General features: G+C 65.3%; 8 protein-coding genes and 1 pseudogene. 4 read left to right on the top strand and 5 right to left on the bottom strand.

Annotated features, from left to right (window positions below; translation table 11 throughout):
- The 3 genes from IC50_RS21695 to IC50_RS21685 all read left to right on the top strand — a co-directional run.
- Positions 1–497 (top strand): enoyl-CoA hydratase-related protein (locus IC50_RS21695; protein WP_035709455.1); only part of this gene is annotated, 497 nt, incomplete at its 5' end.
- Positions 498–684: 187 nt separating this feature from the next.
- Complete coding sequence (locus IC50_RS21690) at positions 685–2115, top strand: TolC family outer membrane protein (protein WP_085973893.1); 1431 nt, start codon at positions 685–687, stop codon at positions 2113–2115.
- Between the two features lie 189 nt (positions 2116–2304).
- On the top strand, positions 2305–3267 hold the full coding sequence (locus tag IC50_RS21685; protein ID WP_035709450.1) for an amidohydrolase family protein: 963 nt from the start codon (positions 2305–2307) through the stop codon (positions 3265–3267).
- Between the two features lie 3 nt (positions 3268–3270).
- On the opposite strand, the gene IC50_RS21680 is transcribed toward IC50_RS21685, so the two are convergent.
- From IC50_RS21680 to IC50_RS21670, 3 genes are all read right to left on the bottom strand, one after another.
- Positions 3271–6387 carry an efflux RND transporter permease subunit gene (locus IC50_RS21680; protein WP_035709449.1) on the bottom strand — a complete coding sequence of 1039 codons (3117 nt, stop codon included), beginning with the start codon at positions 6385–6387 and terminating at the stop codon, positions 3271–3273.
- Positions 6388–6416: 29 nt separating this feature from the next.
- Positions 6417–7661 carry an efflux RND transporter periplasmic adaptor subunit gene (locus IC50_RS21675; RefSeq protein ID WP_035709447.1) on the bottom strand — a complete coding sequence of 415 codons (1245 nt, stop codon included), beginning with the start codon at positions 7659–7661 and terminating at the stop codon, positions 6417–6419.
- Between the two features lie 145 nt (positions 7662–7806).
- On the bottom strand, positions 7807–9207 hold the full coding sequence (locus tag IC50_RS21670) for a CoA transferase (protein WP_035709457.1): 1401 nt from the start codon (positions 9205–9207) through the stop codon (positions 7807–7809).
- A 110-nt stretch (positions 9208–9317) separates the two neighbouring features.
- Here IC50_RS21670 and IC50_RS21665 point away from each other — a divergent pair, with 110 nt between their 5' ends.
- Complete coding sequence (locus tag IC50_RS21665; RefSeq protein WP_035709445.1) at positions 9318–9608, top strand: hypothetical protein; 291 nt, start codon at positions 9318–9320, stop codon at positions 9606–9608.
- Positions 9609–9663: 55 nt separating this feature from the next.
- Here IC50_RS21665 and IC50_RS21660 read toward each other — a convergent pair whose 3' ends face one another.
- Both IC50_RS21660 and IC50_RS21655 read right to left on the bottom strand, forming a co-directional pair.
- Entirely contained in the window at positions 9664–13089 is a 3426-nt protein-coding gene (locus IC50_RS21660; RefSeq protein ID WP_035709443.1) for an error-prone DNA polymerase, read from the bottom strand.
- Positions 13086–13619: pseudogene (locus IC50_RS21655) on the bottom strand (DNA polymerase Y family protein); the annotation flags it as partial. The pseudogene IC50_RS21655 and the gene IC50_RS21660, both read right to left, overlap by 4 nt.

Here is a 13619-nt window from a genome sequence, read left to right as displayed (position 1 = left end):
GCCGAAAGCCGACGATCGCGGCGGTTGCCGGCTATGCGCTGGGCGGCGGCTGCGAGCTCGCCATGATGTGCGACATCATCATCGCCGCCGACACCGCCAAGTTCGGCCAGCCCGAGATCACGCTCGGCACCATCCCCGGCATCGGCGGTACCCAGCGCCTGACGCGCGCGATCGGCAAGTCCAAGGCAATGGACCTCTGCCTCACCGGCCGGATGATGGATGCGGCGGAGGCCGAGCGCTCGGGCCTCGTCAGCCGCATCGTACCCGCCGACAAGCTGATGGACGAAGTGATGGCGGCAGCCGAGAAGATCGCCGCGATGTCGCGCCCTGCAGCCGCGATGGCCAAGGAAGCGGTGAACCGCGCCTTCGAGACCACGCTCGCCGAGGGCATGAGCGTCGAGCGCAACCTGTTCCACTCGACCTTCGCGCTGGAGGACCGCTCCGAGGGCATGGCGGCGTTCATCGAGAAGCGCAAGCCGGTGAACAAGAACCGGTAAGGCGCAAACAGGTCAGGCTGCTGTAAGGCTCTGCCGTGTTCCCGCAGAACGCTGTGACGGAGCTGCAACAAGCACGGATTTCATGGGGGTTTTCCCCGCGGCAGTTTGCCTGCGGGACCTCGGCTGGCTAAACAGCTAAGACGACCGCCGTTGGCGGGGGCGGGCAGCCGAGAATTCGCGGGAACATATGACTGGGCGTATCGCCAGAGCTGGCCGCGGGGTGACGCGGCACCGATCGGGCGTGGGTCCCGCGTTTGCGACATGGGCCACGCTGGCGCTCTCCTGCGCCCTGCCCTCCGCCGCCTGGGCCGAAGCCCTGCCGGAGGCTCTGGCGAAGGCCTATCAGACCAATCCGCAGCTCAATGCCGAGCGCGCGCGCCAGCGCGCGACCGACGAGAACGTGCCGCAAGCCCTCGCGGGCTACCGGCCGCAGATCGTGGCGAGCCTGAGTGCAGGCCTGCAATCGGTGCGCAATCTGTTGCCCGACAACACCATCCAGACCGCCAATCTGAAACCCTGGATCATCGGCGTCACCGTGACGCAGACCCTGTTCAACGGTTTCCGCACCGCCAACAGCGTGCGGGCCGCCGAACTCCAGGTGCAGTCGGGCCGCGAGGCGCTGCGCAATGTCGGCCAGGGCGTCCTGCTCGACGCGGTGACCGCCTACACCAACGTGCTCGCCAACCAGTCGCTGGTGGAGGCACAGCGCTCCAACGTCGCCTTCCTGCGCGAAACACTCTCCGTCACCCAGCGCCGCCTCAACGCCGGCGATGTCACGCCGACCGATACCGCGCAGGCCGAAGCCCGCCTCAACCGCGGCCTTGCCGATCTCAATGCGGCCGAAGTCGCGCTTGCGGTCAGCCAGGCGACCTATGCGCAGGTGATCGGCAATGCGCCGTCGCACCTCAAGCCGGCCGAGGTCGTCGACCGTTATCTGCCGAAGAGCCGCGAAGACGCCATGACGATGGCGATCCGCCAGCATCCGGCGGTGATGGCCGCAAGCTTCGACGTCGACGTTGCCTCCACCAACATCCGCATCGCCGAAGGCACGCTGCTGCCCAGCGCCAGCATCCAGGGCAGCGCAAGCAAGAGCCGCAACAACGACCCGACGCTGGGCACCTTCGCCGAAGACCAGGCTTCGATCGTGGCCAACGTCACCGCTCCGATCTACGACGGCGGCCAGGCCGCGGCGCAGACCCGGCAGGCCAAGGAGATCACGGCGCAGAGCCGGCTCGTGCTCGACCAGGTGCGCAATCAGGCGCGCACGGCGGCAGTGAGCGCCTGGGTTGCCAATGAAGGCGCCAAGGTCACGGTCTCGGCCTCGGAGTCCGAGGTGAAGGCCGCGACCGTCGCGCTGCAGGGCGTGCAGCGCGAGGCCGCCGGCGGACAGCGCACGACCGTGGACGTCTTGAACTCACAAGCCGATTTGATCCAGGCCAAGGCCCGCCTGATCGGCGCGCTGCGCGACCGCGTGATCGCCTCCTACACGCTGCTCAGCGCCATCGGCCATCTCGATGTCAAGACCTTGAGCCTGAACACGCCGGACTACCTGCCCGAGGTGCACTACCACCAGGTCCGCGACGCCTGGCACGGCCTGCGCACGCCATCGGGGCAGTAGCAGCCGACGCACAGCGTCTCCAGCGCTCCGCCCGCTCGCCGTCTTGACGGTGCCCGGTCGGACGCGTTGACGGCTCACGTCCGCTTGCGGACCTTGTTGGGCAGCTATGCAGCCGAGCGCAGCAGCTGACCCGGCTGATCTGATACTGTCCCGACAGCATTTCCAAAGGACAAGACAGGGAGAGAAGGCATGCGCAGCCGACGCAGCGTCCTGCTCGCCTCCCTTGCCGCCGGAGCAGCCATGACCAGCAAAGCCCATGCCCGCGCAGCGCAGCCCGCAACGCCGATCAATTTCGACGTACCGGCAGGTGCCTGCGACTGTCACACCCACATCCATGGCGATGTCGAAGACTTTCCGTTCTTCGCAGGGCGCGTCTATACGCCGGGACCGGCAAGTCCGGAAGAAATGGCAGCGCTGCACGAGGCGCTGCACATCGAGCGCGTGGTGATCGTCACGCCGAGCGTCTACGGCACCGACAATTCCTCGAGCCTGTTTGGCATGAAGGCACGCGGCGCGACGGCGCGCGGGGTAGCCGTGATCGACGACAAGACCAGCGAGGCCCAACTCGATGCAATGCATGCGGACGGCTTTCGCGGCATTCGCATCAATCTTGCGACCGACGGCGTCAACAATCCCGATGTCGGCCGCGCCCGCTTTACCGCCGCCGTCGAGCGCATGACGGCGCGCGGCTGGCACGTGCAACTCTACACCACGCTGGCGATGATCTCGGCCATCAAGGATCTCGTGCTGACCTCACCGGTGCCCGCCGTGTTCGATCATTTCGGTGGGCTCGAGGCCGGTCTCGGACTCGAGCAGCCCGGGTTTTCCGACCTCGTCGCGCTGGTCAAGTCAGGCAAGGCCTATGTGAAGATCTCCGGCGCCTATCGCTCGTCGGATCTCGCGCCCGACTATCAGGACATGGTGCCCTATGCGCGCGCGCTGATCGCCGCAAACCCCGATCGTATCGCCTGGGGTACCGACTGGCCGCACCCGGATTCGACGCAAGTCGCCGGCCGCAAGGCCACCGATCTCGCACCGTTTCACCAGATCGACGATGGCCGGCTGCTCAACCAGCTTCCGATGTGGGCGCCGGAGGCCACCGTGCGCAAGAAGATCCTGGTCGACAATCCGGCGCGGCTCTACGGGTTCTGACGGTCAGCGCGCGCGGCGGGAGAAGAAGGAGATCAGCACCGGCAGGGGCACGAGGATCACGACCGGCGCCAGCATCATGCCGGTGACGACGACGACCGCGAGCGGCTTCTGCACCTGCGAGCCGATGCCTTCCGACAGCGCCGCCGGCAAGAGGCCGACGCCGGCGACGACGCAGGTCATCAGCACGGGCCGGAGCTGCAACTCGCCGGTGCGCACCACCGCGCTCATGCGGTCCATGCCTTCTTCGATGAGCTGGTTGAACTGCGACAGGATAATGATGCCGTCCATCACGGCGATGCCGAACAGCGCGATGAAGCCGATCGCCGCAGAGACGCTGAATGCCGTGCCTGATATCAACAGGCCGAGCACGCCACCGAAGATCGCCATCGGGATCACGCTCATCGCGAGCAGCGTGTCGGTCATCGAGCCGAAATTGAACCAGAGCAGCACGCCGATCAGCGCCAGCGAGATCGGCACCACGATCGACAGCCGCCGGATCGCGTCCTGGAGATTGCCGAACTCGCCGACCCACTCCATGTGCGAGCCAGGCGGCAGCTGCACCTGCTCGGCGATCTTGTCCTGAGCCTCGCGGATGGCGCTGCCGAGATCGCGCTCGCGCACCGAGAACTTGATCGGCAGATAGCGCTCCTGCTGCTCGCGATAGATGTAGGCCGCGCCGGAGACGAGGCTGATGGTGGCAACCTCGCTCAGGGGAATCTGCGTGACGGTGCCGTTCGGCCCCGGCGCGCCGATCCGCAAATTCTGGATTGCCTCGGCACTCCGGCGGTATTCCGGCGCGAGACGCACGATGATCGGGAAGTGGCGGTCGCTTCCGGGCTCGTAGAGGTCGCCGGCGGTGTCGCCGCCGATTGCGACCTTGATGGTGGCATTGATGTCGCCCGGCGCAAGGCCGTAGCGCGCGGCTTTGGCGCGGTCGATGTCGATCTGAACGGTCGGCTGCCCGAGCGAGGTGAACACCGCAAGGTCGGTGACGCCCTGTACGGTGGCCAGCACCGATTTGATCTTGTTGGCGGTGTCGGTCAGGGCCTGAAGGTCGCTCCCGAACAGCTTGATCGAGTTCTCGCCCTTCACCCCGGAGACGGCTTCGGAGACGTTGTCCTGGAGATATTGCGAGAAGTTGAACTCGACGCCGGGAAAGCGGTCGTCGAGCTGCTTGAGCAGTTTCGCGGTGAGCTCTTCCTTGTCGCGAGTGCCGGGCCACTGACTCACGGGCTTGAGCGGCGCGAAGAATTCCGCGTTGAAGAAACCGGCGGCGTCGGTGCCGTCGTCGGGACGGCCGTGCTGCGACACGACGGATTCGACCTCGGGCCGGGCGCGGATCACCTTGCGCATCTCGTTGACGTAGCTGTTGCCTTCCTGAAGCGAGATGGTCGGCGGCAGCGTGGCGCGGATCCAGAGATTGCCCTCCTCCAGCTTCGGCAGGAATTCGAGGCCGAGCAGACGGCCGAGCGCAACCGTCATCAGCACGAGGCCGACCGCGCCGCCGAGCACGATGTTGCGATTGGCGACCGCCCATCGCAGCAACGGCGAGTACAACCGGTGCAGGATCAGCATCACCTTCGTCTCGGTTTCCTCGACATGCGCGGGCAGGATGATCGCGGACAGTGCGGGCGTGACGGTGAACGTCGCAAGGAGCCCACCGGCGAGCGCATAGGCATAGGTGCGGGCCATCGGCCCGAAGATGTTGCCCTCGACCCCGGACAGCGTGAACAGCGGCAGGAAGGCCGCGATGATGATCGCCGCGGCGAAGAAGATCGAACGCGAGACGTCGGCGGACGCGCTGAGGATGGCGTGGCTCTTCATGCCGAACAGCGTCTCGTTGGACATATGCTCGGCTTCCGACATCGGCGTCGTCTGCGTCAGGCGGCGGAAGATCGCCTCCACCATGATGACGGTGGCATCGACGATCAGGCCGAAATCGATCGCGCCGACCGACAGCAGGTTCGCCGATTCCCCGCGCAGCACCAGGATGATGACGGCGAAGAACAACGCGAACGGGATGGTGGCGCCGACGATCAGCGCGCTGCGCAGATCGCCGAGGAAGATCCACTGCAGCAGCACGATCAGCAATATGCCGATCACCATGTTGTGCAGCACGGTGTGGGTGGTGAGCTCGATCAGGTCGCCGCGGTCGTAGATGCGCTCGATGCGCACGCCGGGCGGCAGGATGCTGGAATTGTTGATGGCTTGAACGAGCTGGTGGACGCGCTTGATGGTCGGCGAGCTCTGCTCGCCGCGCCGCATCAGGACGATGCCCTGCACGATGTCGTCGGCCTCGTCGAGCCCGGCAATGCCGAGGCGCGGCTTCTGGCCGACGGTGACGGTCGCGACATCCTTGACCAGCACCGGGTTGCCGCCCGTCTGCGCCACCATGGTGTTGGCGAGATCGTCGATCGACCGGATCAGGCCGACGCCGCGCACGACGGCCGACTGCTGGCCAATATTGACGGTGTTGCCGCCGACATTGACGTTGGAGTTGCCGACCGCCTGGAGCAATTGCGGCAGCGTCAGACCGTTGGCAACGAGCTTGCTGAAGTCGACCTGGATCTCATAGGTCTTGCTCTTGCCACCCCACCCGGTGACGTCGATGACCCCCGGCACCGCGCGGAAGCGGCGCTGGAGAATCCAGTCCTGAATGGTCTTGAGGTCGAGCACGCTGTAGTTCGGCGGGCCGACCAGACGGTAGCGGAAGATCTCGCCGATCGGGCTGAGCGGCGAGATCTGCGGCTGCACGTTGCCCGGCAGCGGCGCGAGTTGCGCCAGGCGGTTCAGCACCTGCTGCAACGCCTCGTCATAGGTGTAGGCGAAGGAGAACTGAATTTTGACGTCGGACAGACCGTAGAGCGAGATGGTGCGGATGGTCGTGATGTTCTTCAGGCCCGCGACCTGGGTCTCGATCGGGATCGTGATGTAGCGCTCGATCTCCTCGGCCGACAATCCCGGGCTCTGCGTCACGATGTCGACCATCGGCGGGGTCGGATCGGGGTAGGCCTCGATGTTGAGCTGGTTGAACGCGATCAGTCCGCCGATCAGCACGGCGGCGAACATGCCGACCATCAGGAACCGCCGGTTGACGGCAAGGGCAACGAGACGATCCATTCAGGTCTTCAATTTCTTGGGGTCGTCGATCAGCTGCCGGACGCCGCGCGGTCGATGAACAGGCTGCCTTTGGTGACGATCTGCTCGCCGGGTTTCAGATTGCTGGTGACCTCGACGAGGTTGCCGTTGATGAGGCCGATCTTGATCTGGCGCAGCTCGACCGACTTGTCGTCGCGCGCGACCCAGATGCGGACCTTGTCGGCTTCGTAGATCAAGGCCTGCTTCGGCACGGCCGGCGCGGCGCGGTCGCCGGCCGAATAGATCGTGACATTGGCGAACATTTCCGGCTTGAGCAGGCCGTCCTTGTTGTCGATGGTCGCGCGGACCAGCAGACGGCGGGTGTTGGGGTCGATCGCGGCGGCGACGTAGTTGATCCTTGCGGTCAGCGGACGGCCCGGCAGCGCCATCACGTTGACGGTGACGTCCTGCCCGATGCACACCGCGGCCGCGTCGCTCTCGCGAACGAAGGCGGTGAGCCAGACGGTGGAGAGATCGCCGATCACGAAGACCGGATCGCTGGCACCGGAATTGACGTATTGGCCGGGGCCGATCTTGCGCTGCACGACCGTGCCCGCGATCGGCGAATCGATCGTGATCTCCGGATTGATCGCGCCTCTGTCCTGGAACGCCTTGATGGTCTCGTCGGTGAAGCCGAGGATCCGCAGCTTGTTGCGTGCGGCTTCCAGCGCAGTCCCCGAGGAGCGCATGTCGTTCCGCGCCTGGACCTGGGTCGCTTCCGCCTGCTGATAGTCCTTCAGCGGAATGGCATGGCCCTCGTAGAGGTCCTTGGCGCGCTTGAACTGAATGTCGGAGAGCTCGAGCGCCGACTTCGCCTTGTTCTGCGAGGTCATCGCCGCGATGAAATCGTTCTGGGCCTGCACCGTGTCGGCGGCCTCGATCGTGAACAGCGGTTGACCCTGCCTCAGCGTCTCACCCGGCTTGGCCAGCAGCTTGGTGACGCGGCCGGCATAGGGCGAGAACACCGGCGTCGAACGATCCTCGTCGACGGCGACCTTGCCTTCGGTGACGTATTCGGCGCGGAAGGCCCTGGCCTTGACCGGCTCGATCGTCAGCGTCGCCCATTCGGACGGCGTCGGCGTGAAGTTCTGCGCATTCCTGCGCGACTGGCTGGAGATCTCGGAGTGCTTCTTTTCCTTGGGCCCCAGAGCGAGGAAGCCGTAGGCAGCGGCGCCCGCAAGAGCGAGTAAAACTACGGATGTGACCACCCGCTGTTTTGTAAGCACCTGCGATCGCTTGGTCTTTTCAAGTACCATGGGGCCCGGTCGTGTCTGCGACGATCTCGGCAAATGATCGCCTCATCGGTCGCGCTAATAGTGCCGAATTGGGATTTCAAACAACCTAAAAAACGCCGGGCCCCTTGCGGTTTGCGTTAAAATTTTGCGACGTGTCAGCTTCATGTCAGCTTCGCGCAGGCCATTCTGCGGGATGAGTGCCGAGTGGCATCGCGGGACGGCTCCATTGTGCCGGCGTCTTCGACAGCACTGCCGAATGACGCACCGCCTTCAACGGGCCGAAGCCAGATGGCATGTCTTCGATGAACGCAGCATGTACGGCCTCGCCCGTAAGATCCGGGGTGTGCAGCCCGCGGTCGAGCCGGCCGAGGCTCCACAACCAGCGTCCGGTCTGCGCCAGCGACACGCGCACGTGCCAGCTGCCGCCTTCGCGGGCCTGGCGTGCCCGGGCCATCATCGCGCCGAACGCCATCAGATAGCCGGTGGCGTGGTCGAGTATTTGCGCAGGCAATTCCTTCGGACCATCGATGCCGGCGGCGCGGCCTTCGGCGTGATTGAATCCGGTGGCGGTCTGCACGAGGGAATCGAAGCCGCGACGCTCGACCCAGGGGCCGACATGGCCATACGCTGATAGCGTGACATAGACGATTCCCGGATTGATTTTCGCTGCGTCCTCCGGCGCGAAGCCGAGGGCGGCAAGCGCGCGCGGGCGATAGCCTTGCGAGAAGATGTCGGCGTCCTCCAGCAGTTCGCGCAACTGTGCGCGCCCGTTCTCGCTCTTCAAGTCGATGAAGGTGGTGAGCTTGCCGCGGCCGGTGTCGATGGTGAGCCAGGGAATGGCTGGCAGCTCCGGCCCCGACACCAGCAGCACGTCGGCGCCGTGCGCGGCGAGCGTACGCCCGGCGACGGGACCCGCGATGACGCGGGAGAGGTCGAGCACGCGAAGGCCCGAGAGCGGACGATCGCCTCCGGGCCACGGCTTTGGCGGTGCCTCACCGATTTTCTCGATCGAGATCAGCGGCAATTGCGCGAGCGCCTGCGCCTGCGGCAGCGCCGACCATTCGTCGTGGGAGCGCATCAAGGCGACGACGCCGCCCGCTGCATAGGCCGCAGTTTCAAAGTCCTCGCCCGTCCATTGCATCAGCGCCGCCTGCACGTTCTCTCGCTCAGGCTCGCAAGCCAGCACGTTGCAGACGGCAGCGCGGTGATGCGGGAAATTGGTGTGGCAGCGGACGAAGCGGCCATCGCCGGTTCTGTAGACGCCGGCAATCGCGTCCCACGCCGGAGGCGGCGGCTTGTCGTCGAGACGCAGATAGCGCTCCGAGCGGCATTCGGCGGCGGCGTGGCACATGTCCACCGAAACGTCCTGCGCCTCGCCGCTGCGCAGCCGCCAGATCTCGGCCGCGGCGAGGCCTGCGGCGGCGATCGTGGTTTGCCCGGCGACAGCGACACGAAACGAGGACGGAAGCTGCGGCTCCTCGCCGGTCAGCCGCACGCGTTCGAGCGCGGCAGGATCGCCGCCGGCGGAGGTCCAGATACCCTTGAGAATGTGGGCGGGGCTATGCATGACCGCTTCTCTCCCCTTGAAGTTGAGCATGATCTTTCGGAAAACCGCTGCACACTTTTCCGGGTCATGCTGTATTTTTACGACCATCCATCAGCACATAAGGGAATGCAATGGCCGCCATCGATCCCCTCATCGCAGGTGCCGTATTCATCGCGACGGCGGCCACCGACGCCGTCTATGTCATGTTCACCTCGGCCGTGATCGCGCGCAAGCGCATTCCGGCGGCGAACTGGAGCGCGGTCTGGTACCTGCTCTCCTCCTACGCCGTGATCAGCTACACCGAAAACGCCTTCTATGTCGCCTTCGCCGCGATCGGCTCCTGGGTCGGCGCCTACGCGTCGCTGACCTTCCTGCACCGCCCGCCCGGCGGCGGCTCGCCGGTGGGCGCGGCACCGGAGTGAGCGGCCCCGTCTCTCTCTACGTCATTGCGAGCGCAGCATCCTGCGCGCCGCTCCCTCAATGAAAATCCCGCGACGGCGGCAGGATGCGGACGTTGCGGGGATGGCGGATTTTCTGCGCCGGCATATCCGCATGCGCGCGGGGGTCGTCATTGAGCGGTTCGACCACGGCACCTCCCGGCACCGGATGCTTGCGGCTCAGCGCATCGTTGGCGAGGCCGACCAGATCGTGCGAGCGGTCGACCATGCGCTGGGCGATGAGATGCGTCACCTTCTCGGGGCTGCTCTGGATGTAGCCCTCGACCAGGATGAGGCGCGCGCCCATGACCTCCTTGCGATACTGCTCCATGATCTTGGGCCACACCACGACATTGGCGATGCCGGTTTCGTCCTCCAGCGTCATGAACACGACGCCGCTGGCGCTGCCCGGCCGCTGGCGCACCAGGACCACGCCGGCGCAGCGGACGCGGCGCCGCTCGTTCTCGTGGCTGATCTCCTTGCAGGCGACGACGCGCTCGCGTGAAAACATCTCGCGCAAGAATTCCATCGGATGGCCCTTCAGCGACAGCCGGATGGTCTGGTAGTCCGCGACCACCTGCTCGGCGCGCGGCATCACCGGCAGCGGCTTGGCGTGCTCGTCCGGCTGCTCGCGCGCGGTCGCCGCCTCGAACAGCGGCAGCGGCACGTCGTCGGGCAACCGCCGCACCTGCCACAGCGCTTCGCGGCGGTCGAGCCCGAGCGAGCGGAACGCGTCGGCATCCGCCAGCAGGATCAGCGCGCGCTTGGGCAGGCCGGTGTCGCGGGCGAAGTCTTCGAGCGAGGTGAAGGAACGACGGTTGCGGGCGGCAATGATGCGGTCGGCCCAGTCCTGCTCAAGGTCATTCCGGGGCGATGCGTCAGCATCGAACCCGGAATCTCGAGATTCCGGGTTCGCGCTTTGCACGCCCCGGAATGACAACTGGGAGCGTTTCAGGCGTTCCTCATCTTCATCGAGCCAGTGGAAACCGTCGATCTGGCGGAAGCCGAGCCGCACGGCGCAGTATCCTTTGTCGGTGTTCTCCAGCGTGCTCTGCGCAAAGCTGTAGGACACGTCGATGTCGCGAACCTCGACGCCGTTCTTGCGGGCGTCGCCGACGATCTGCGCCGGCGCATAAAACCCCATCGGCTGCGAGTTCAGCAGACCGCAGCAGAAGGCGTCGGGATGGTAGTGCTTCAGCCACGAAGAAACGTAGACCAGTTGTGCGAAGCTCGCGGCATGGCTCTCGGGAAAACCGTAGGAGCCAAATCCCTTGATCTGGTCAAAGCAGCTTTTGGCGAAATTGGGATCGTAGCCACGCGCCACCATGTTGCCGATCAGCTTCTCCTCGTATTGGCCGATGGTGCCGACGTTGCGGAAGGTCGCCATCGAGCGACGCAGGCCGTTGGCTTCCTCGGACGTAAAATGTGCGGCCTCGATCGCAATGCGCATCGCCTGCTCCTGGAACAGCGGGACGCCGAGCGTCTTGTGCAGCACCTTGTAGAGCTCGTCCTTGTCGCCATGCTCCGGCGACGGCGAGGGATAGCTCACCTTCTCGATCCCGTTCCGCCGCCGTAAATAGGGATGCACCATGTCGCCCTGGATCGGCCCGGGCCGCACGATCGCGACCTCGATGACGAGATCGTAGAAGGTCCGCGGCTTCAGGCGCGGCAGCATGTTCATCTGGGCGCGGCTCTCGACCTGGAAAACGCCGAGCGACTCCCCGCGACACAGCATGTCGTAAACCTTGGGATCGTCCTGCGGGACGCTCGCCAGCACCCAGCGCTCGCCCTTGTGCTGATCGATCAAATCGAAACATTTCCGGATGCAGGTCAGCATGCCGAGCGCAAGCACGTCGACCTTCATCATATGAAGCGCGTCGACGTCGTCCTTGTCCCATTCGATGAAGGTGCGGTCGTCCATCGCGGCGTTGCCGATCGGCACATAGGTGTCGAGCCGGTCCTGCGTCAACACATAGCCGCCGACATGCTGGGAGAGATGGCGCGGGAATTCGATCAGCTCGGTCGCAAGCTCGACCGCGAGGTTGATCATGGGATTGTCGGGATCGAGCCCGGCCTGCCTGACCTGCATGTCGTTGAGGCCCTTGCCCCAGCTGCCCCAGACGGTATCGGCGAGCGCGGCGGTGACGTCCTCGGTCAGGCCCAGCGCCTTGCCGACGTCGCGGATGGCGCTGCGCGGACGATAATGGATGACGGTGGCGATGATCGCGGCGCGGTTGCGGCCGTAGCGGCGATAGACATATTGCATCACCTCCTCGCGGCGCGAATGCTCGAAATCGACGTCGATGTCGGGCGGCTCCAGCCGCTCCTTGGAGATGAAGCGCTCGAACAACAGATCAACCTTGGTCGGATCGACCGAGGTGATGCCGAGCACGTAGCAGACGGCCGAATTCGCCGCCGATCCCCGCCCCTGGCACAGGATGTTCTGGCTGCGCGCGTAATGCACGATGTCGTGCACGGTGAGGAAGTAATGCGCGTATTTCAGCTCGGCGATCAGCGCGAGCTCCTTGTTGAGCGTCGCCCGCAGCTTGTCGTCGATCTTGCCGTCGAAATATTTGTCGACGCCCGCCCAGGTCAGATCCTCCAGATGCCCCTGCGCGGTCTTGCCCGGCGGCACCGGCTCGTCCGGATATTGGTATTTGAGCTGGTCGAGCGAGAAGTCGATCTTGTCCGCAAAGCGCATGGTCTCCGCGATCGCATCAGGGAAATCGCGGAACAGACGCGCCATCTCGCGTGGCGTCTTCAGGAACCGATCGGCATTGGCCTCAAGCTTCCGCCCCACAGCATCGATCGTGGTCTTTTCCCTGATGCAGGTCAGCACGTCCTGGAGAGGACGACGCGCGGGATGGTGATAGAGCACCTCGTTGGTCGCAAGCAGCGACACTTTTGCTTTTGCCGCGAGATCATCGAGCCGCGCCAGGCGACGCCTGTCGTCGCCGCGATAGATCAGGCTCGCCGCCAGCCACACGCCCTCGGCGCGGCTGTCCCTGAGCTTTGAAAGAACATTCAGCACCTGACCGGGCTCGAAGCGATGCGGCAACGACAGGACCAGCAGCTGGCCTTCCGAAAACTCCAGGAGATCAGCGAAAGCGAGATGGCATTCGCCCTTCTCGATCCGCGTGATGTCGTCGCCGCGCTTGCCCCTTGTGAGAAGCTGGCACAGTCGGCCATAGGCGGCGCGGTCGCGCGGATAGACCAGGATGTCGGGCGTGCCGTCGACGAAGACGATGCGCGCACCGATGAGCAGTTTCGGCTTGTGCAGCACCTTGTCGTTGTCGAGCTCCTTGTAGGCCCGCACCACGCCGGCGAGCGTGTTGTGGTCGGCAATGCCGATCGCGGGGATGCCGAGGATGCTGGCCTGATGCACATAGGCGCGCGGATCCGAGCCGCCGCGCAGGAAGGAGAAGTTGGTGGTGATGCCGATCTCGGCATAAGCGGGCGTGGTCATGCGAAGAGACCGTGCACATACCAGTTGGGAGAAACGGGCTTGCCTTCGCCGTCGAACACTTCCCCCTCGTAGAGACCGTCGCGAAAGATCCAGAAGCGCAGGCCCTCGGCATCCTCGATGCGGAAATAATCCCGCGTCAGCTGCTTGCCGTCCTGCCGCCACCATTCCATGGCGATGCGCTCGGGCCCCTCCACCCGCACCACCGCATGCAGCGCGCGGCGCCAGGTGAATTGATGCGGCGGGCCATCCGGCACGGTCGCGAACGGCACCTTGATCGGCTCCGGCTTCTCGAAAAGGCGCAAGGGACGCAGCGGCGGCTCGCTTTCGGTGCGCGCCGGCCATGCGGCTTGCATGGCAGTCGTGAGATGATGCTGCGCCGGCGCGGCCAGCACCGCCCTTTCAGGGATATGGGTGTCCTGCGGCAGGTGCACGACGACGCGCTTTCCGCCGATGCGCGCGGCGATGCGGTCGATCAGCGCGGCGAGCTCATCATTGTCGTGGACATGCGCATCGAGATCGCGCTGCTCCTG

It is taken from the genome of Bradyrhizobium genomosp. I (2014) (assembly GCF_000261685.1).
Taxonomy (GTDB): domain Bacteria; phylum Pseudomonadota; class Alphaproteobacteria; order Rhizobiales; family Xanthobacteraceae; genus Bradyrhizobium.
This window is presented reverse-complemented; position numbering and strand designations above follow the sequence as displayed.

Coding starts and splice junctions, on each gene's coding strand:
- IC50_RS21690 (WP_085973893.1), top strand. CDS start 685: ATGACTGGGCGTATCGCCAGAGCTGGCCGCGGGGTGACGCGGCACCGA.
- IC50_RS21685 (WP_035709450.1), top strand. CDS start 2,305: ATGCGCAGCCGACGCAGCGTCCTGCTCGCCTCCCTTGCCGCCGGAGCA.
- IC50_RS21680 (WP_035709449.1), bottom strand. CDS start 6,387: ATGGATCGTCTCGTTGCCCTTGCCGTCAACCGGCGGTTCCTGATGGTC.
- IC50_RS21675 (WP_035709447.1), bottom strand. CDS start 7,661: ATGGTACTTGAAAAGACCAAGCGATCGCAGGTGCTTACAAAACAGCGG.
- IC50_RS21670 (WP_035709457.1), bottom strand. CDS start 9,207: ATGCATAGCCCCGCCCACATTCTCAAGGGTATCTGGACCTCCGCCGGC.
- IC50_RS21665 (WP_035709445.1), top strand. CDS start 9,318: ATGGCCGCCATCGATCCCCTCATCGCAGGTGCCGTATTCATCGCGACG.
- IC50_RS21660 (WP_035709443.1), bottom strand. CDS start 13,089: ATGACCACGCCCGCTTATGCCGAGATCGGCATCACCACCAACTTCTCC.